General features: G+C 59.0%; 16 protein-coding genes and 1 tRNA gene. 12 read left to right on the top strand and 5 right to left on the bottom strand.

Going from position 1 to position 19,256, the window contains the following annotated elements; all coding sequences use genetic code 11:
* Nucleotides 1-1,073: cbb3-type cytochrome c oxidase subunit I (locus NWQ23_RS09730; RefSeq protein ID WP_306166099.1), on the bottom strand; the 1,073-nt coding region annotated here is incomplete at its 3' end.
* A 224-nt stretch (nt 1,074-1,297) separates the two neighbouring features.
* On the opposite strand from NWQ23_RS09730, the gene NWQ23_RS09725 reads away from it, so the two are divergent.
* Nucleotides 1,298-2,431 carry a carboxylate-amine ligase gene (locus tag NWQ23_RS09725; protein ID WP_306166098.1) on the top strand — a complete coding sequence of 378 codons (1,134 nt, stop codon included), beginning with the start codon at nt 1,298-1,300 and terminating at the stop codon, nt 2,429-2,431.
* On the opposite strand, the gene lipB is transcribed toward NWQ23_RS09725, so the two are convergent.
* The gene (gene lipB / locus NWQ23_RS09720) at nt 2,428-3,093 is read right to left on the bottom strand and encodes a lipoyl(octanoyl) transferase LipB (protein ID WP_306166097.1); all 666 of its coding nucleotides are present in this window, start codon (nt 3,091-3,093) and stop codon (nt 2,428-2,430) included. The two genes, NWQ23_RS09725 and lipB, sit on opposite strands and share 4 nt — an antisense overlap.
* Before the next feature lie 105 nt (nt 3,094-3,198).
* On the opposite strand from lipB, the gene NWQ23_RS09715 reads away from it, so the two are divergent.
* A tRNA-Leu gene (locus NWQ23_RS09715) sits at nt 3,199-3,285 on the top strand.
* Nucleotides 3,286-3,324: 39 nt separating this feature from the next.
* On the opposite strand, the gene NWQ23_RS09710 is transcribed toward NWQ23_RS09715, so the two are convergent.
* A complete protein-coding gene (locus NWQ23_RS09710; RefSeq protein ID WP_306166096.1) occupies nt 3,325-3,867 on the bottom strand; it encodes a pseudouridine synthase in 543 nt (180 codons plus the stop codon).
* A gap of 246 nt (nt 3,868-4,113) precedes the next feature.
* Between NWQ23_RS09710 and NWQ23_RS09705 the strand changes: the two genes are divergently transcribed.
* From NWQ23_RS09705 to NWQ23_RS09695, 3 genes are all read left to right on the top strand, one after another.
* Nucleotides 4,114-5,286: a type III PLP-dependent enzyme gene (locus tag NWQ23_RS09705; protein WP_306166095.1), complete on the top strand. Its 1,173-nt coding sequence runs from the start codon at nt 4,114-4,116 to the stop codon at nt 5,284-5,286.
* A 124-nt stretch (nt 5,287-5,410) separates the two neighbouring features.
* On the top strand, nt 5,411-6,691 hold the full coding sequence (locus NWQ23_RS09700; RefSeq protein WP_306166094.1) for a DUF3422 family protein: 1,281 nt from the start codon (nt 5,411-5,413) through the stop codon (nt 6,689-6,691).
* A 63-nt stretch (nt 6,692-6,754) separates the two neighbouring features.
* Nucleotides 6,755-8,068 carry a cytochrome-c peroxidase gene (locus NWQ23_RS09695; RefSeq protein ID WP_306166093.1) on the top strand — a complete coding sequence of 438 codons (1,314 nt, stop codon included), beginning with the start codon at nt 6,755-6,757 and terminating at the stop codon, nt 8,066-8,068.
* Here the strand turns inward: NWQ23_RS09695 and NWQ23_RS09690 are convergent.
* Both NWQ23_RS09690 and NWQ23_RS09685 read right to left on the bottom strand, forming a co-directional pair.
* The gene (locus tag NWQ23_RS09690) at nt 8,065-9,531 is read right to left on the bottom strand and encodes a CRTAC1 family protein (RefSeq protein WP_306166092.1); all 1,467 of its coding nucleotides are present in this window, start codon (nt 9,529-9,531) and stop codon (nt 8,065-8,067) included. The two genes, NWQ23_RS09695 and NWQ23_RS09690, sit on opposite strands and share 4 nt — an antisense overlap.
* Nucleotides 9,528-10,793 (bottom strand): ROK family protein, encoded by a 1,266-nt coding sequence (locus tag NWQ23_RS09685; RefSeq protein WP_306166091.1) that lies wholly within the window; start codon nt 10,791-10,793, stop codon nt 9,528-9,530. The genes NWQ23_RS09690 and NWQ23_RS09685 overlap by 4 nt, the downstream gene beginning before the upstream one ends.
* Before the next feature lie 210 nt (nt 10,794-11,003).
* Here NWQ23_RS09685 and NWQ23_RS09680 point away from each other — a divergent pair, with 210 nt between their 5' ends.
* The 7 genes from NWQ23_RS09680 to NWQ23_RS09650 all read left to right on the top strand — a co-directional run bounded on the left by NWQ23_RS09680 (nt 11,004) and on the right by NWQ23_RS09650 (nt 19,254).
* A complete protein-coding gene (locus tag NWQ23_RS09680) occupies nt 11,004-12,029 on the top strand; it encodes a substrate-binding domain-containing protein (RefSeq protein ID WP_306166090.1) in 1,026 nt (341 codons plus the stop codon).
* A 151-nt stretch (nt 12,030-12,180) separates the two neighbouring features.
* Nucleotides 12,181-13,518: a sugar ABC transporter permease gene (locus NWQ23_RS09675; RefSeq protein ID WP_306166089.1), complete on the top strand. Its 1,338-nt coding sequence runs from the start codon at nt 12,181-12,183 to the stop codon at nt 13,516-13,518.
* 11 nt (nt 13,519-13,529) lie between these two features.
* Nucleotides 13,530-14,294, top strand: coding sequence for an ATP-binding cassette domain-containing protein (locus NWQ23_RS09670; protein WP_306166088.1), 765 nt, complete (start codon nt 13,530-13,532; stop codon nt 14,292-14,294).
* On the top strand, nt 14,294-15,733 hold the full coding sequence (gene xylB, locus NWQ23_RS09665; protein ID WP_306166087.1) for a xylulokinase: 1,440 nt from the start codon (nt 14,294-14,296) through the stop codon (nt 15,731-15,733). The genes NWQ23_RS09670 and xylB overlap by 1 nt, the downstream gene beginning before the upstream one ends.
* Nucleotides 15,730-17,031, top strand: coding sequence for a xylose isomerase (gene xylA, locus NWQ23_RS09660; RefSeq protein WP_306166086.1), 1,302 nt, complete (start codon nt 15,730-15,732; stop codon nt 17,029-17,031). Before xylB ends, xylA begins: the two co-directional genes overlap by 4 nt.
* A gap of 115 nt (nt 17,032-17,146) precedes the next feature.
* Nucleotides 17,147-18,061 (top strand): hypothetical protein, encoded by a 915-nt coding sequence (locus NWQ23_RS09655; RefSeq protein WP_306166085.1) that lies wholly within the window; start codon nt 17,147-17,149, stop codon nt 18,059-18,061.
* The gene (locus NWQ23_RS09650) at nt 18,058-19,254 is read left to right on the top strand and encodes a hypothetical protein (RefSeq protein WP_306166084.1); all 1,197 of its coding nucleotides are present in this window, start codon (nt 18,058-18,060) and stop codon (nt 19,252-19,254) included. Before NWQ23_RS09655 ends, NWQ23_RS09650 begins: the two co-directional genes overlap by 4 nt.
* Nucleotides 19,255-19,256: the final 2 nt, after the last annotated feature.

Genomic DNA, 19,256 nt, shown 5'->3' with positions numbered 1-19,256 from the left:
ATCCAGCTAAAGATCTTCACACCTGTCGGCACCGCGATGACCATGGTTGCCAGCATGAAGTAGGACTGCTGCGTCAGGGACATACCCACGGTATACATGTGGTGCGCCCAGACAACGAAGCCCAGAACACCGATCGCAACCATCGCATAGACCATCGGCAGATAGCCAAAGATCGGCTTGCGGCTGAAGGTTGCGATGACGTGGCTGATGATACCAAAGCCCGGGATGATGATGATGTAGACCTCTGGGTGTCCGAAGAACCACAGAATGTGCTGATACAGGATCGGGTCTCCACCGCCTTCAGGCTGGAAGAAGGTCGTGCCAAAGTTCCGGTCTGTCAGCAACATGGTGATCGCGCCAGCCAGGACAGGCAGAGCAAGAAGGATCAGCCAAGCGGTCACAAAGATCGACCAGGCAAACAGCGGTACCTTGTGCAGCGTCATGCCCGGTGCACGCATGTTCAGGAAGGTCGTGATCATGTTGATCGCACCGAGGATCGAAGAGGCACCCGAAAGGTGAACCGCAAAGATCGCAAGGTCCATCGACATGCCCGTCTCGCTGGTGGAGAGCGGCGCATACATGACCCAGCCAACGCCAGACCCGGCTTGGCCATTGCCGCCAGGTGCCAACATCGACGCCACACCCAAAGATGCGCCCGCCACGAACATCCAGTAAGACAGGTTGTTCAGACGGGGGAACGCCATATCCGGCGCGCCGATCTGCAATGGCATAAAGTAGTTACCAAAACCGCCAAACAGGGCCGGAATAACCACAAAAAACATCATCAGGATGCCGTGGTAAGTGATCAGCACGTTCCACAGGTGCCCGTTGGGCGTACAATCCCCTGCTGCTGCAGCTGTCAGACGTGCGCCTTCTAGGCACATGTACTGCACGCCGGGCTCCATGAGCTCCATACGCATGTAAACAGTGAAGGCGACCGATACAAACCCCAGGATACCGGCGGTAAACAGATACAAGATACCGATATCTTTGTGGTTTGTAGACATGAACCAACGGGTGAAAAAGCCCCTTTGGTCCTCGTGTGCGTCGCCGTGGATGGCTGCGTCTGCCATTTTGGCTCTCCTCGTATTGGCTACTTTTCATGGCGACGAGTCGTGACACGGCGCACATTTGCAGCGGTTCTAATCGGTTGGTGCTGCGGGGGCAACAAAGGATCACGTCTTTGGCATGGGTTAATTTGGCGCAGGGCCGGAGGACTAATCGGCATGTACGGGCATCTGAACCGCTGACAGATCGTGGTTTTGCCGCTAGGCTGGGTGCAGTCCGGAGGAAATGCATGGCAAAACCCGATCTCCCTTTCACCATTGGAATTGAAGAAGAATACCTGCTTGTCGATCAGGCGACTTTGGCGCTCGCCCAGGCCCCTGACGGGTTGATCAGGGCATGCACGGCGGATCTCAAGGACAAGGTCAGCCCCGAATTCCTTCAGTGCCAAATTGAAGTCGGGACCGGTGTCTGCCACACGATAGGCGAGGCGCGTGCCGATCTTGCACATCTGCGGCGGACTGTGGCGCGCCATGCGGCCGACTACGGATTGGCCCCTATCGCTGCGTCTTGTCATCCGTTTGCGGATTGGAAAGACCAGCACCACACGGACAAGGAACGCTACAATCAGCTGCGCCGCGATCTGGCCGGTGTGGCGCGCCGGATGTTGATCTGCGGGATGCATGTGCACGTGGGCATCCCTGACAAGGACATGCGGATCAACCTTGTGAACCAGTTGAAGTATTTCCTGCCGCACTTGCATGCATTGTCGGCATCTTCGCCCTACTGGCAGGGGGAGGATACAGGCATGCAGTCCTATCGGCTGACGGTCTTTGACAATCTGCCGCGCACGGGCCTGCCACCCTATATGCGCAACTGGGCCGAGTTTGCGTCCACCGTCAAGACACTGATCGATCTGGACCTGATCGAGGATGCTTCCAAAATCTGGTGGGACCTGCGCCCGTCCGCCAAATTCCCCACAATTGAATCGCGGATTTGCGATGTCGCGCCGCGTATGGAAGTGACCCTGACCCTTGCCGCGCTGACCCAATGCCTGACCCGGATGCTGTGGCGCAAGTCTGTCGACGCGGATGGCTGGCAGGTCGTGGATAACTTCATGATCAATGAAAACAGATGGCGGGCACAGCGCTATGGCGTATCCAAAGGTCAGATCGATTTCGGGCGCAAGGCCCTGATCCCCTTTGAACAGGCGGTAGACGAGATGCTGGACCTGATCGCCGAGGATGCGACTGCGCTGAACTGTGTCGCTGAAGTGACCGCCGCGCGCCATATCCTGCGCGATGGCACCAGCGCTGACCAGCAACGCAAGGTCCATGACGCGGCGATCGCGGCAGGTGCGACCCCGCATGAGGCCTTGCAATCCGTCGTGGAGTCATTGGTGGCTGCATTCGCCGCCGATCTTTAGGATGGGTCCGGCTTTGTGGCAAAAACGGTGGCAAAGGTTTGCTGCAAGGCCACGTCCACATCCGCAATCGTCACCGGCAGCCCCAGATCCACCAGCGACGTCACCCCGTGGTCTGCAATGCCGCAAGGGATAATCCCGTCAAAATGGCGCAGATCCGGCTCTACATTGATCGACAGGCCATGAAAGGACACCCATTTGCGCAGCCGGATCCCAAGCGCCGCGATCTTGTCCTCGGCGAGTGATCCATCGGGGGACAGTGCCTTGTCCGGACGCTGGACCCAAACCCCGACACGGCCCTCGCGGATCTCACCTTTGACGTTAAAGGTGTCGAGTGTGGCAATCACCCATGCTTCAAGGTCTTTGACAAACTGGCGGACGTCATGGCCGCGTTTCCCCACATCCAGCATGACATAAACCACCCGCTGCCCCGGGCCGTGATAGGTGTATTCGCCACCACGACGCGCATCATAGACAGGGAAACGGTCCGGATCGATCAGATCTGCAGCCTTGGCCGAAGTTCCGGCCGTATAAAGGGGGGGATGCTCCAGCAGCCAGATGCATTCCTCTGCCTCACCTGCAATAATTCCGTTCACACGGGTTTCCATAAAGGCCAGCGCTTCCGGATACGCGGTCAAACCGTCAGAGATGATCCATTCCACCATAAGACCGAGGTAACGCTGCGAAGGCGCGTTGAAAAGGGCATGTTTTCCCTCTTGGCATCACAAAACGGCTCGTCTATGAGTGCCGCACTTGCCAGCTATGGACTTGCGGTCGTGGCGGAATTGGTAGACGCGCAGCGTTGAGGTCGCTGTGAGGTAACACTCGTGGGGGTTCGAGTCCCCCCGACCGCACCAAGTTGCTTTTGCCAGCTAGCAAGCATCGTCCCGCGCGGCTTATGCCTCTCGCCAGACACCGTTCTCAATTCCGTCCAAGCTCCAGCTACCCACCCGCCAGCGCACCAGCCGCAGCGTCGGATAGCCGATATGGGCGGTCATGCGCCGGACTTGCCGGTTGCGCCCTTCGGTGATGGTCACTTCTATCCATGTATCGGGTACCGATTTGCGGAACCGCACAGGCGGGTCACGCTCCCAGAGTTCCGGCGGATCGATCAGCTGCACTTTGGCGGGCCGTGTCGGGCCATCGTTGAGGGTCACACCTTGGCGCAAGGCCTCCAGATCCCTGTCGGACGGCGCGCCTTCGACCTGCACCAGATAGGTCTTGCTCATCTTGTTTTTGGGATCGGCGATCTTGGCCTGCAACGGCCCGTCATCGGTGAGCACCAGCAAACCTTCGCTGTCGCGATCCAACCGCCCCGCAGGGTAAACATTTGGCACGGCCACATAGGCCGACAACGTCGGTCGGGGCGAGGGGCTTTTGGCGTCTGTAAACTGCGACAAGACACCGAAAGGCTTGTTAAAAAGAATGACGCGGGACATGGTTCTGCCTAACGCGAGTTATGCATTCAGGTCCACAGCGATATGAAAATTCGTTGCGATACATTTTCCCACTTGCAACGAATCCAAAACTACCGCAAATGCGCAAACATAGACGCCAACGCACGCGCCTCTGGCCGGTGAATGTCAACGCACACGTGTTTACGTAGCGACGGTAACGTCTCCCTTGGAACTGAGCGGTCTTAGGTGGGGAAGCCCCATTATGGCCGAGTCTTTTGGAGATGACCAATGAGCATTCACTACGCGCCCAATGCGGCGCCTTTTTCTGTCGACTCCGCTTCACGCCTTGACGCCTATGTGGCTGGACAGAACTTTGACAAGCCAACACTCGTGATGGACCTTGATCGGGTCTCTGACCAATACCGCGCCTTGCAGGCGGGTCTTGGCCGGGCCGACATCCACTATGCGGTCAAGGCAAACCCAGCACGGCAGATCATTGCCCGTCTTGTCGATCTGGGGTCGCATTTTGACGCAGCTTCGCGGGGCGAAATTGCGCTTTGTCTTGAAGAAGGCGCTGCGCCCTCCGAGATTTCTTTTGGCAACACAATCAAGCGTGCCTCTGATATCGCATGGGCGTGGGAGCGGGGGATCACACTGTTTTCCGCAGATGCCGAAGAAGAACTTGAGAAGATTGCAGAAAATGCACCAGGTGCGTCGGTCTACATCCGTTTGATCGTCGAAGTCAGCCAGGCTGATTGGCCGCTCTCACGCAAATTCGGCTGCGACCGCGACATGGCGCTGCACCTTCTGGACGTCGCCAAGGCGCTTGGCCTGAACCCGGTCGGTTTTTCGTTCCACGTCGGCTCGCAAACCCGCCGCGCCGAAATGTGGGCGCCCACGCTTGATGCGCTTTCCCTGATCTGGCGTGCCGCATTGGATGCGGGCCACGACCTGAGCCTGCTGAACATCGGCGGTGGTTTCCCTGCTTTTTACGGCGAAGAGATCGACGCCCCGACAGCTTATGCCGCGCAGGTCATCGCGCTGGTCGAGGCCCGCTTTCCCAATGTGGCCCGTATCATGGCAGAACCGGGCCGCGGCCTTGTGGCCGAAGCAGGCGTGATCGTTGCCGAAGTGATGCTGGTCAGCCGCAAATCCGACCGTGACATGCACCGCTGGGTCTATCTGGATATCGGTCGTTTTTCGGGTCTGGCCGAGACTGAGGGCGAGGCGATCCGCTACCAGTTCGAAACCGTGCGCGATGCAGAAACGATGGGTCCATGCATTCTGGCAGGGCCAAGCTGTGACAGTGCGGATGTCCTTTATGAAAAGCGTCCGGTGTCTTTGCCGCTTTCGTTGAAGTCGGGTGACAGGGTCCTGATCCGCAATACCGGCGCCTATACATCGACCTATTCATCGGTTTGTTTCAATGGCTTCCCGCCACTGGACGTTGTGGTGATCTGAGCCTTCAGCCGCACACGGTATACCAGCGTGTGCGGCTAAGCATTTATAAATGAACAACTTTTGTGGTTTACAGTGCGCAAAAGCCAGCTAGGTTGCATTTATAAGGTTGTTAAGAGGCGCTGATATGCCCCCGATTGAAGATCACCCGCTGCGTTATGCGATGGCCAATGAATTGCATGCGCGGCCTTTTCCGGTTGTAGAGGCCCCCAGTCGCGCAGCTTATCTTGCGATCAAGCCTGCCAAGAATGCAGCGGGGCGTGATCGCGCCGCTGATCGGGCCCATCTGATTGATCTGTTGGACCGTTTTGGCGCTCAGCATCCTCAGCCTGATGCCACGCATTATTTCGGGACAATCGGCAAACACCGGTTGAAGTGGGAAAGCCACACCGAATTCGTGACCTATACAATCTTCGGCGATGGCGTGGCCGAACGCCCTTTTGATGCCGCCACTTTTGCGGTTTTCCCCGAAGACTGGTTGAACGCGGCACCCGGTACGCGGGTCACATCTGCGCTGATCCGGATCGAGATTGCCGAAGGCGATGACGGGATCATCGAAAAGGCCCGCGATTGGTTCGTGCCTGAAAGCCTCGCCATCAGCCGTGTGGTCGAGAACGATCTGGTCGTCGCAGGAGATTTCCGCATAGATCATGGGGGCCATACGCGGTTTGCGGTCTTTGCGCGTCCGCATGTGGGCAGCCGGCGGATTGGCCGCGTGGTGCAGCGGCTTTGTGAAATTGAAACCTACAAAAGCATGTCCATGCTGGGGCTTTCGCGCGCCCGGTCTTTGGGGGGCAGTATGGCGGCCTTTGATGTGAAATTGACAGGCCTGTTGGAAGATATGCGCAGTGCGACTGCCGATCCTGCGCAGGTCCTGCAATCGCTGCTCGAGGTCTCGGCTGAGATTGAAAACACTCTCGCGCAGTCATCGTTCCGCTTTGGTGCAACGGGCGCCTACGAGACGATCGTCAACCAGCGTATCGCTGTGCTGCGCGAGGAACGCTTTACAGGGCGTCAGACCTTTGGCGAATTCATGATGCGGCGGTTCGATCCGGCGATGCGGACGGTCAAATCGACGCAGGAGCGTTTGCAGGCCATGTCCGATCGCGCCCTGCGCGCCGGCGATTTGCTGCGGACCCGTGTGGATGTGGAACGCTCGGCCCAGAATCAGGAACTGCTGACCAGCATGGACAAACGTGCCGACCTGCAACTTCGGTTGCAGCGCACGGTCGAAGGCCTTTCAGTGGTGGCGATCAGCTATTACGCTGTCAATCTGGTGCTCTACATGACCGGCCCTTTGGAAGAGTCATTTGGTGTAAGCAAGGCTGTCATGGCGGCCTTGGCCACGCCTGTTGTCTTGGGTTTGGTTTGGATGATGGTGAACCGCATCCGCAAGCATATGGAGTGATCGAAGGCTCTTGTTTGAACGGGCATCCATGCTAACCTTTTGCAAGGTATGCAGGGGGGATGGATGCGCATTTTTGCAGCAGCAATTTTGGCGGTGATTGCAGGCGGGGCCGTGGCCGATGGTCTTCCGCCGCCTTTGACAGACGCTGACTATGCTCCGGTCGATGAGGCAGAGGCGCGTTTGGGGCAACTGTTGTTCTACGATCCCATCCTGTCAGGCAATCGCTCTGTGTCTTGCGGCACCTGCCATCATCCCGCTTTCGGCACCAGCGATGGTCTGTCGCTGGGTTTGGGTGACGGGGGAATAGGGCTGGGCACGCAGCGCGTCGCAGACCCCGCCAACATGCCCGAGCAACGCATCCCGCGAAATGCTCCGGCCTTGTTCAACCTCGGCGCACATGAATTCACCGTCCTGTTCCATGATGGCCGGATCGAGGTTGATCCCGACCGCCCCGGTGGTCTGCGCACGCCACTGGATGGCGATATGGTCACCGGCTTTGCCTCGCTTTTGTCGGCGCAAACGATGTTCCCGGTCCTTAGCTCTGACGAGATGGCCGGACACTATAGTGAGAACGATGTGGCCCAAGCTGTCCGGCTGGGGGTGATTACCGGCGAAGGCGGGGCATGGGACATCATTGCGCGGCGTGTTGCGGCTATTCCGGCTTATGCGCAGGATTTTATTGCGGTCTACGATCACATCGAAGAACCCGCACAGATCGGATTTGCCGATATCTCGAACGCGATTGCGGCCTTCATGGCCTTCGAGTGGCGGTCCGATGATGCGCCCTTCGATCGGGTGTTGCGGGGTGAGGCTACGTTGCCCGAACCCGCAGCAACCGGCATGGCGCTGTTTTATGGCGAAGCAGGCTGCGCCAGCTGCCACAGCGGCCCGTTCCTGACAGATCATGATTTCCACGCGATGGGCGCGCCGCAAATTGGGCCCGGCAAAGCGGCCCGCTTTGAAAACCATGTGCGCGACGAAGGCAGGTATCGCGTCACCGGAGCCGCAGAAGACCTTTATGCTTTCCGCACCCCATCTTTGCGCAATGTGGCCCTGACCGGACCCTACGGGCATGCCGGAAGCCACAGCGATTTGCGCGCCTTTGTCGAAGCGCATCTTGATCCCGTCAAAAGCCTGCGCGCCTATGATCTTGCAGCGGCAACCCTGCCGGACCTTCCGGTCGATGACGCACGCGGGCGCGTGGATTTCGAAGCCATTGCAGCAGCCGTCGACTATGCTCCGCGTCAGGTAAGCGAAGCCGATGTGACAGCACTGATCGCTTTCTTGGACGCACTGACTGACCCAGCGAGCGTCGAGGGGCGGCTTGGTGTCCCCGAAACAGTGCCTAGCGGTTTACCCGTGGACCGCCCGCGCTAGCGGCTAATCGTGATCGCGGTATTGACCGGGGCCTCGTGGCGCGTGCTTGTTCCATCGGGCCAGTCAACGGCAATCTGGACGTTTTCCGCGGCCCCCAGCCCAAAGTGCAAAGGCAGAGCCTTGCCTCCCACATGTCCACCACCCACAAGCAACTGCTGGGACTGGGTGATATCAGCCGCTTGGACAGTCACCACTGCCCCGACAGCAAGGCGGTTTCCGCCGGGCTGTTCAAGCTTGATTTCCAGCCAGTTTCCAGTCTCGGGCGTGACGTTGCGATAAAGCTCCATCGGCGCGCGCCGGTTCATGACCACCAGATCAAGCCGCCCGTCACCGTCAAAATCCGCCAAAGCGGCCCCGCGCGACCGCTCTGTTGTGGCGATGCCAGCGGTGGCGGCCGCTTCGGTAAAGGTGCCATCGACATTCTGCATCAGCAGGTTGTTGGGGTCCTGCATTGCAAGGCCGGGCATCTGATCGACATTGCCTTTGGCGATGAAAAGATCGGCCCGCCCGTCATTGTCCACATCGGCAAACTCTGCATGCCATCCGGTCGAAGGACGCCCGTCCTCGCCAGTATGGGGCATATGTGCATAGGTGCCGATGCCAAAAGGTGCGGGGGCATAGGTCCCGTCTGCCTGGGCAATCTGCAGCAATTGATCCCCCATAGAGGTCAGCATCACCTCGTCGCGCCCGTCGCCGGTCAGATCACGGCTCGCAATGCCCATCCCCCAGAGTGACACATTTTCCCACCCGTCCTCGGGCCCCAGAAAGCGCTGATCGGCGATGTCCCACATCTGCTCGTATCCGCCACGGACGTAATACTGGCGGTCGTTGGATATCCGCAGCGTTTGGCGGCCCCGCGCATCGCGGGCGGCCAGCATGGAGAGCGGGCAAAAGCCGGGGGTCAGGGCGGTGCTTTGATATGTGTCCCCCGAGGGGCGCAGCAATTCGTTGCTGTCGCAGGCCTGAAACGGGCCGGCAGGATTGGCGCGGTCAACGTAATTGCCCACGGCCATCACCGGAGGCCCGTCATCTTCCCACCACGCGGAAAAGGCGGTGGACCATCCGTCATCTTCGGGCAGTGCAAATCCAGTCGTAAAGCTGCAATTGCCTTGCCCCAAAAGCACCTGATTTTGCCCGATGCGCAGCACGAAAAGGTCCATATGCCCATCGGCATTGATGTCGAGAGGGTAGGCGCCTGTCACGCCCGTCAGGTCAGGGATGGTGGCATCCTGAAAGGTAAAATCGCCCGCGTTCACAAAGAGCGCGGCAGGGTTTTCGCCGCCTGCTGCAAACATATCGGGCAGCGTATCGCCATTGCAGTCGAAGACCGCCACGCCACCGCCAACAAAATGCTCCCACCCGCCGCCGTAGATGTGGTGAGGCAATCCGGCCGAGCGATCCTCGAACACCGGTTGGGCGCTGGCCGTCGAGGCAACCAGCAGCGCGGGCAGCAGACGGATCATTCGCGCGCTTCTCCCAAGGCGGCATTCGTGACTGCCGCGAGTGCCAGCGCCGTTGCGCCGCGCGCCCAAACCAGATCACCCCATGCATGGGTTTCGATCCGGCAAGGGTTGCGTCCGTGACTCAAGGTCAGTTTTTGCATCTCGGCAATCACCTCATCGGCATAAAGATAGTCATAACGCATCCTTTCGCCTGACAGGATAATCAACGCCGGATCAAAAAGTTGGACGACATTCGACAGTCCGACAGCCAGATAACGACCGGCACGGCGAAAGATTGTGCGTGCGGCCTCGTTGCCGGACTTGGCTTGGGTGAAAAGCGCATCCAGCATCGCATGGGCGCTTTGCAGGTTGCGCGGATTGCGGTGCAGGGCGGTCGCAGCTTCGCGCGCCAGCGCGTAATCGGCCAGATAGGCTTCGAGGCAGCCCCTTTGCCCGCAGCGGCACAGTGCGCCGTCCAGTTGCACCTTGGTATGGCCCAACTCCAACCCCATGCCGCGCGATCCACGGAACAAGCGATTGTCCAGAACCAGCCCCATGCCGACGCCATGTTCGATGGTCACAACGGCAAAGTCGGACATGGACCGTCCCACGCCGAACCAAAGTTCGGCCAAGGTCAGCACATTGGCGTCGTTGTCCAGATGCAGGGGGACGCCGAACCGCGCCAAAAACGCTGTGCCTAGATCGACCTCACGTTCGCGGAGAAGGGGGGACCACGCGACAGTGGCGCTTTGGTGGTCGACGATGCCCGACAAGCCAATGCCAACCGCGGAAATGTCGGAGAGAGCTTTTTCGGCGGCCTTGAGGACGATGTCCATCAAGGCGTCGATCTCTTCCAGCAAGCCGTCGAGCGTCTTGGGTGTTGGTGCCGTTGCAAGGGTTGCATCAGCCAGCATTTGACCGGCGAAATCGGTCAGCACAGCCGAATGGTTCTCGTCCGATATCTTGATCCCGATCACATAGCGGCCTTCTGGGACAACCTCCAAGGCGACGGGCGGGCGGCCACGGCCGGTTTCGCGGGGCAATCCCTCGACTTCGCGCAGCAAGCCCGCCGAAATCAGGTCTGCCGTCAGTGTCGTGGCAGAGCCCGCACTGATTCCCAGCGCGCGGGTCAGATCGGTGCGCGCAGCACGTCCTGAAGCGCGGACATATTCGAAGATCTGTTGACGCAACGGCTTTGCTTCCGCACCGCTCGCAGGCAACAATGGGCCGCAGCCAGAACTGCCTCCCGATTCGTCGCTTTCTACAGTGATGACGTCATACATAGTTCATTGCCTGAATTATAGCAGCCTGAAGACCCCCGTATTCGTCCCCATTTCCTAACTCTGCCCAAGATTCGCGCATTCGCAAAGCAAAATTTGGCATTTTGTGGCAATTTTTATTTTGACAACTGAATTTAATTCGGCATCTTGGACGTCGTAGGGTCAAAAGGCCCGCGCCCTCAATGCATGGGGGCACATCATTGGGAGGAAAACATGCATAAATCCATTATTATGGCGGCAATCGCCGTCGTTGGCTTCAACTCGGCTGCATTGGCCGAGGGCATGCGCGTTGGCGTATCCTGGGCCAGCTTTCAGGAAGAGCGCTGGAAGATCGACGAAGCAGCCATGGTTGCGGCGATCGAAGCCAACGGCAACACATATATCTCTGCTGACGCGCAGTCTTCTGCTGCCAAGCAGCTGACAGACATCGAAGCACTGATGAGCCAAGGCGTTGACGTTCTGATCATCAACGCATGGGACAAAGACGCCATCGGCCCCGCTATCGACGCGGCCGCAAACGAAGGCATCCCTGTCATCGGCTATGACCGTCTGATCGAGGACGACCGTACATTCTACCTGACATTCGACAACGTCGGTGTTGGCCGGATCATCGCGCAGTCCGTTCTGGCTGTTCAGCCTGAAGGCAACTATGCGATCATCAAGGGCGACCCGGGCGATCCGAACGCAGGTTTCCTGCTGCAAGGTATGATGGAAGTCATCGGTGACAGCGTGAACTCCGGTGCGATCACGATCGTTGGCGAAGCCTTCTCTGACGCATGGAAGCCAGAAAGCGCACAGCGCAACATGGAGCAGATCCTGACAGCCAACGACAACAATGTTGATGCTGTTCTGTCCCAGAACGACGGCATGGCCGGCGGTGTTGTTGCCGCACTCAGCGCGCAAGGTCTTGTGATCCCCGTCGGTGGTCAGGACGGTGACTTGGCTGCGATCAACCGCGTTGCACGTGGTTTGCAGACTGTGTCTGTCTGGAAAGATGCCCGTGCATTGGGTGCAGCCGCTGGTCAGATCGCCTCTGATCTTGCCGCAGGCACAGCCATGGCTGACATCGAAGGTGCTGGCATCTTCTCTGACGGTGAAAAGGGTATTCCGGTCAACGCAATCTTGCTGGACCCAACACCTCTGACACGCGACAACCTCAACGTTGCAATCGATGCAGGCCACATCTCGAAAGAGCAGGCTTGTGAAGGTGCTATCGCAGGCGTCGTGGGCTGCGAATAATCCATGATCTGACCGGTGCCGAGAACACTCTCGGCACCGGTCTTTATTTTGCCTGCACAAGGCGGATCATCTGAAATTATGACGGCCTCGGCAGAGGCTGCGCAGGATGATCATGCGGCCACCAGGGCTTTTGCAAAACGGGAATATTGGTATGACTGACACGACCGGGGGCACTGGGGCCTCTACTGAAACCAAGGGCAGCCAGCAGCAATTGGGGCTGGTCGGTAAATTCCTCAAAGGTACCGAAATCGACACCCGCCTATTGGGGATGTTCGGCGCGCTTGCCCTGATCTGGTTCGGTTTTCACATTTACGGCATGGTTTTCAACGGGTTCGGTGCAATGTTGACACCGCGCAACCTTTGGAACCTGTCGGTTCAAACATCGTCTATTGGTATTATGGCAACCGGCATGGTGCTGGTCATCGTGACCCGTCACATCGACCTTTCGGTCGGCGCGCTGGTCGGCGTGACCGGCATGACGATGGGGATCATTCAGGTCGAAATCTTGCCGCAGTATCTTGGCCTCGGGCATCCGATGATCTGGATCATCACAGCGACGATCGGCATCCTGATGGGTATGACGATCGGTGCCTTCCATGGCTGGCTGATCGCCTATCGCGGCATTCCCGCTTTCATCGTGACACTGGGTGGATTGCTGGTCTGGCGCGGATCGGCGTTTCTGGCCAATAACGGCAAAACGATCTCTCCAGTGGATTCGACCTTCCAGCTTCTGGGGGGCGGCCCCTATGGCACAATCGGTGCCACAGGCAGTTGGATTGTCGGCATTATCGCCTGTGCCGCTGTCGTCTGGCTCATGGTCTCAAGCCGGCGCAGCCGCCAAAGGCATGGCTTTGCGCTGCGCCCTATGTGGGGCGAGTTGACGGTGGGTGGCCTGACCTGCGCAATGATCATCGGATCGGTTCTTTTGGTGAATTCCTATCCCTGGCCGCGCGGCATTGTGAACCAATATGCTGCGGCGAATAACATCGAAGTCCCGCCCGAGGGGCTCTTTATCAGCCATGGCTTTGCCATTCCTGTGCTGATCCTCGTCATGGTCGGTATCTTGATGACCATTCTGGTCAAGCGGACACGGTTTGGTCGCAACGTCTTTGCCATCGGCGGCAACCCCGAAGCGGCAGAACTGGCGGGTATCAACGTCAAATGGATGACGATGCGCATTTTCATGCTGATGGGGGGCTTGGCCGGTTTGGCGGCTGTGGTCGCTTCGGCGCGCTTGAACTCTGCGACAAATGCCTTGGGCCTTCTGGACGAGCTTTACGTGATCGCGGCAGCAGTGATCGGCGGCACGTCACTGGCGGGTGGCATCGGTACGATCTATGGCGCGATCCTTGGTGCGCTGGTGATGCAAAGTTTGCAGTCGGGCATGGTCCTGATCGGCTTTGATACATCTGTGCAGCAGATCGTGGTGGGCTCCGTGCTCGTGCTCGCTGTCTATCTCGACAATCTTTATCGCAAAAAAGTAAAGTAAGGGTCCTTTTGATGACTGATCTACGTTCAGGAACCCCGCTTGTCGAAATGCGGAATATTTCGATTGCCTTTGGTGGCATCCGTGCCGTTGACGGCGTGTCGCTTGATCTTTACCCCGGCGAAGTTGTGGGCCTTTTGGGCCATAACGGGGCGGGTAAATCGACGCTGATCAAATGCCTGTCGGGGGCCTATCAGGCCGATAGTGGCGAATTCTGGGTGGACGGCAAGAAAGCCCAGATCACCAGCCCGCGTGACAGTCGCGATCTCAATATCGAAACCATCTACCAGACCTTGGCCTTGGCCGATAACCTTGATGCAGCCAGCAATCTGTTTCTGGGGCGCGAGCTGACCACGCCCTTCGGGTTTCTGGATGATGCACGCATGGAGGCCGAAACGCGCCGGATCATGGCGCGGCTCAACCCGAATTTCAAAAAGTTCAAGGAACCTGTCAGCGCCCTTTCAGGTGGTCAGCGCCAGTCTGTTGCCATCGCGCGCGCGGTCTATTTCAACGCGCGCATCCTGATTATGGACGAACCGACCGCTGCCTTGGGTGTGCATGAAACCGAAATGGTCGCGGATCTGATCAAGGAACTGAAGTCCCAAGGGCTTGGGATCTTCCTGATCAGCCACGACACCCGCGAGATGATGGACCTGTGCGACCGAGTGGCCGTCATGAAGAACGGCCAGTTGATCGGGAACGAGCGGGTTGAGGATGTAACCGAGGACGACATTCTGTCGATGATCATTCTGGGCAAGAACCCGAAAAAAGCAGCCTAATGTTTATCGGCCTTGATCTGGGGACATCAGGCCTCAAGGCGGTCTTGATCGACCATGCGCAGGCCATTCTGGCCGAGGCGACAGCGCCGCTTGAAGCCGTGCGGCCTGAAACCGGATGGTCCGAGCAGGCGCCCGCCACATGGTTGGATGCGGCCGATGCGGTCTTTCGCTCTTTGGGCGCGCAGGTATCATTGGCGGGGGTAATGGGCATTGGCCTTTCGGGGCAAATGCATGGGGCAACCCTGATTGATGCCAATGACGAGGTGCTGCGCCCCTGCATCTTGTGGAATGACACCCGCGCCGCTGTTGAAGCGGCCGAACTGGACGCCGACCCTAGGTTCCGCGCGCTGACCGGCAATATTGTCTTTCCGGGCTTTACTGCGCCCAAACTGGTCTGGGTCGCCCGTCATGAACCAGCGATCTTTGCCAAAGTAGCCAAGGTCCTGTTGCCCAAAGACTATCTGCGCCTGTGGCTGACCGGCGAGGCTGTGGCCGAAATGTCCGATGCCGCAGGTACAAGCTGGCTTGACGTGGGCAAGCGGGATTGGTCGGATGATCTGCTTGCTGCGTCGGGCATGACACGCGCCCAGATGCCGCGCTTGGTAGAGGGTTCCGAGGTTTCAGGGCAAATCCGCGATGAACTGGCGCAGCGCTGGGGCCTGCCCAAAGGTGTCGTCGTCGCCGGTGGCGGCGGTGACAATGCGGCCAGTGCCGTGGGTGTAGGGGTGGTGAAAGCAGGCGACGCCTTTGTCTCGCTGGGGACATCCGGTGTGCTTTTTGCGGCCTCTGATGCCTATCAACCCGATGCGGCCACGGCGGTGCATACTTTCTGCCATGCCTTGCCCGATACATGGCACCAGATGGGCGTGATCCTTGCCGCCGCTGATGCGCTCAACTGGTTTGCAGGCATTGCAGGTACACCCGCGACCACGTTGACGGCCGGTCTTGGCCCGTTGCAAGCGCCAAGCCGGACGCTTTTCCTGCCTTATCTGGGTGGCGAACGTACCCCGCATAATGATGCCAATATCCGTGGATCATTTCTGCATCTTGATCACAGTACCGACCGCACAGCCATGACCCGCGCCGTGCTGGAAGGGGTCACCCACGCCCTGCGCGACAATTTTGATGCGCTGACCAGCACCGGCACACAGATCAACCGGCTGATTGCCGTCGGTGGTGGGTCGAAATCCGACTATTGGGTGCAGGCCATTGCGACATCATTGAACATGCCCATCGACTTGGCCGTCGCGGGTGATTTTGGCGGGGCTTTCGGGGCCGCCCGGCTTGGCATGATGGCTGCGACCGGGGCCGGGGTCGAGATTGCGACCCCGCCGCAGATCGCGCGGACAATCGCACCCGTTGCACATCTGACCGCGCCCTTCGCCGAGGCCCACACACGTTATCGCGCCAGCTATGGTGCATTGAAAGGACTGACATGACCGACTTCTTCAAAGGTATTCCTGCCGTCACCTATGAAGGGCCCGACAGCGACAATGATTTCGCCTTCCGCCATTACAACGCGGACGAGGTGGTGATGGGCAAGCCGATGAAGGATCACCTGCGCTTTGCTGCTGCCTATTGGCATTCCTTTGCTTGGCCCGGCGGTGATCCCTTTGGCGGGCAGACCTTTGACCGGCCCTGGTTTGGCGACAGCATGGATGCCGCACGGCTCAAAGCCGATGTCGCGTTCGAGATGTTCCAGATTTTGGGCGTGCCTTACTTCTGTTTTCACGATGCAGATGTGCGTCCAGAAGGGGCGAGCTTTGCCGAAAGCACCAAGAACCTTGAAACCATCGTCGATTACTTCGCCGAAAAGATGGATTCGACCGGTGTAAAACTGCTTTGGGGCACGGCCAATCTGTTCTCGCATCGCCGGTTTATGTCGGGTGCCGCCACCAATCCCGACCCTGACGTTTTTGCCTATTCGGCAGCCACCATCAAAACCTGTATGGATGCCACCATGAAGCTGGGCGGCGAAAACTATGTCCTTTGGGGCGGGCGTGAGGGCTATGAGACCTTGCTCAACACCGACATGGGCCGCGAGCGTCAACAGGCGGGCCGCATGTTGCAGATGGTTGTCGATTACAAACACAAGATGGGCTTCAAGGGCGCGATCCTGATCGAACCCAAGCCGCAGGAACCGACCAAGCACCAGTATGATTACGATGTGGCGACGGTGTACGGTTTCCTCAAAGACTTCGGGCTTGAGGGCGAAGTGAAGATGAATATCGAACAGGGCCACGCGATCCTTGCGGGTCATTCGTTCGAACATGAACTTGCGGTAGCCCGTGAACTGGGGATTTTCGGGTCCATCGACATGAACCGGAATGACTACCAATCCGGCTGGGATACCGACCAGTTCCCGAACAATATTCCTGAAATGACGCTGGCCTATTACGAGGTCTTGCGCGCCGGTGGCTTTACCACCGGTGGCACAAACTTCGATGCGAAACTGCGCCGCCAGTCGCTGGATCCTGAAGATCTGATCCTTGCGCATGTGGGTGGCATGGATGCCTGCGCCGCAGGCCTGAAAGCCGCCGCCGCCATGCTGGAGGACGGCAAGCTGGAGGCCGCGCGCAATGCCCGCTATGCCGGCTGGGATACCGCCGATGGCAAGGCGCTGATGGCCAGCGATCTGGACAGCATCACCGCCAAAGTCCTGGCCGAGGGGCTTGATCCGCAACCACGCTCTGGCCGTCAGGAACGGCTGGAAAACCTCGTGAACCGCTACCTTTAGGCGGTCCGTAAACCCTGACCTTGTGCCTGTGTGCCGCCCTGCCTAACGTGGGCGACAAAGGGACAGGTCTGGCTGCGTGATTGGCACAGTTTTCAAAGCCTTCGGGCGTAAATATATGGATGTGACCCTGCGGTCGGGTCCGGACTATGTCGTGCGCATCATCGAGCGGCCGGGGTTGTGGATGGAACCGGATGCCTTGGCCGATCTTAGCCACAACCTGCGCCGCATTGCGGCACGGACGCTGGAGGCAGGCAGTCTGACCTATGGTGTCTTTTCTGGTGATAAATCCCGCATGGGCGAGGTGATCATTACCCTCGTGTCGCGGCGCGATGGCACCCCTGTCGCCTTCAATGCGCTTGCCATCATGACACTTGAAACGGCACCGCAGCCGACCGAGGTCTTGCATCTTGGCCTTGTCATGGTGGACCCCGATGAGAGGTCCAAGAACCTGTCTTGGGTGCTTTACGGGCTGACCTGTTTTCTGATCTTCTTTCGCCGCCAGTTTCGGCCTGTCTGGATATCCAATGTCACACAAGTGCCCGCCGTTGTGGGGATGGTGTCGCAGATGTTTTCCGATGTCTGGCCCGGCCCGGACAAGGGGCGGCGGACCTTGACCCATCTGTTGCTGGCGCGGGGCATCATGGCGTCGCAGCGGCATGTTTTCGGGGTTGGGCCCGAGGCCGGTTTCATCGAAGACACATTCGTGATCACTGCCGCTTACACCGGTGGGTCCGATGATCTGCAAAAAACATGGGACCAGGCACCCAAGCACCGGGACGACAGATACAATGCCTTCTGCCAGCAGGCGCTTGACTACACACGCGGTGATGATCTGCTGCAATTGGGGCTGATGGATCTGGCGGCAATGCGCAGCTATCTGGCGCGCGAAGTGCCCAGATCCGCCGTCTTCGGATTGGTCCTGACGGGGGCCTTGGTTGCGTTGCGCCGGGTCGTTTTGCCAGCCGTCTACTGGGCGGACAGTCGGCGCGCTTGGTCGATCCTGCGCCCCTATAAGGCAGGACCGGAATGATCGCCGCAGCAACCATTCTGACCCAACTGTTTTTGTCCTGTGCCGCTTTGCTGGGGCTATACGTCCTGCAATCCGTCTTGGTGCGCCGCGATGCGACGGACCCGATCAACCGGCGCTTTCTGTTTGGCATCCGGGTCACGATGGTGCTTTTTGCGGGCCGTGCCCTCATGATCGTCACAGGGATCGAGGCGTTTCGTATCCTGATCTTGGCGGCGGCGGCCCTGATCCCCTTGGCGGTGTTGCTGCTGACCGAAGGTCTGTTGCGCCGGCATGCGCCGCCGATGATGAAGGCGGTGATTGGCGGGGGGGCAGTCGGGTTCGGGCTGTTGGCCTTGTGGTATTCAGACAGCATTGATCCCGCGCGCAGTTTCAGCCTGCTGGGCTTTCAACTGCTCGGGTTTGTCTGTTCGGGTTGGCTGGTCCTGACGCGCGACAAGACCTCTCTTTCGCGCGGTGAAAACGCGATGGTTGTGCGTCTGGGCCTGTCGCTGGTCCTTTTCATTCCATTGGCGGCAGGGGACTTCCTGCTGCTGGCAATCGGGTTGCCAATCCAGTTTTCGGCGCTGGGCGTCCTTATTCTGTGCTGGCTGGCAATCGGACTGGGCCGAGCGCACCAAGGGCACCGGGCAGTGCTGGGGAATCTGGCTGTCATGGTCGGGGCTGCGGTCTTTGTGGGCAGTATGATCGGGGTTTTTGCCGCACTTGAGCGCGATGGCGTCTTGCTCGTCATTGCATCCATCATGACGATGCTTTTCGTGGTGACGATCCTGACAGACGCCCGCGCGTTGCGCGCGGAAGAACAGAGCCTTGGCCTTTTGCGCCATCTGGCAACGGCAAAGACCGATGATGCGATGGCCTTCCTGCGCGACCTGCAGGCGCATCCTTTGGTCGAAGGAGCGGTCGTCGTCAGCGCAGAAAGCCTGTCCGGCCTGCAAGACGCGGTGCTGGATCAGATCTTTGCCGCAGCCCCTGTGTTGCGCCGCGCCGATCCCCCCGATCTTGGCCCTGTTGCCGATGACCATATTGCCTATCTGTTCACACGCTATGCGGCGACCCACGTCATCTTGGGGATGGAAAGGCCACGTCTGCTGATCGCCTTGTCCATGCCCTCGCTCAGTGCATCGCCTGCGGCCGAACTGGAGCTTGAGGTTGTGCAACGCATGGCGGCACTCATGTCGCGGCAAAGGAGTTAAGG

This window comes from Yoonia sp. (assembly GCF_030731595.1).
GTDB lineage: Bacteria > Pseudomonadota > Alphaproteobacteria > Rhodobacterales > Rhodobacteraceae > Yoonia.
This window is presented reverse-complemented; position numbering and strand designations above follow the sequence as displayed.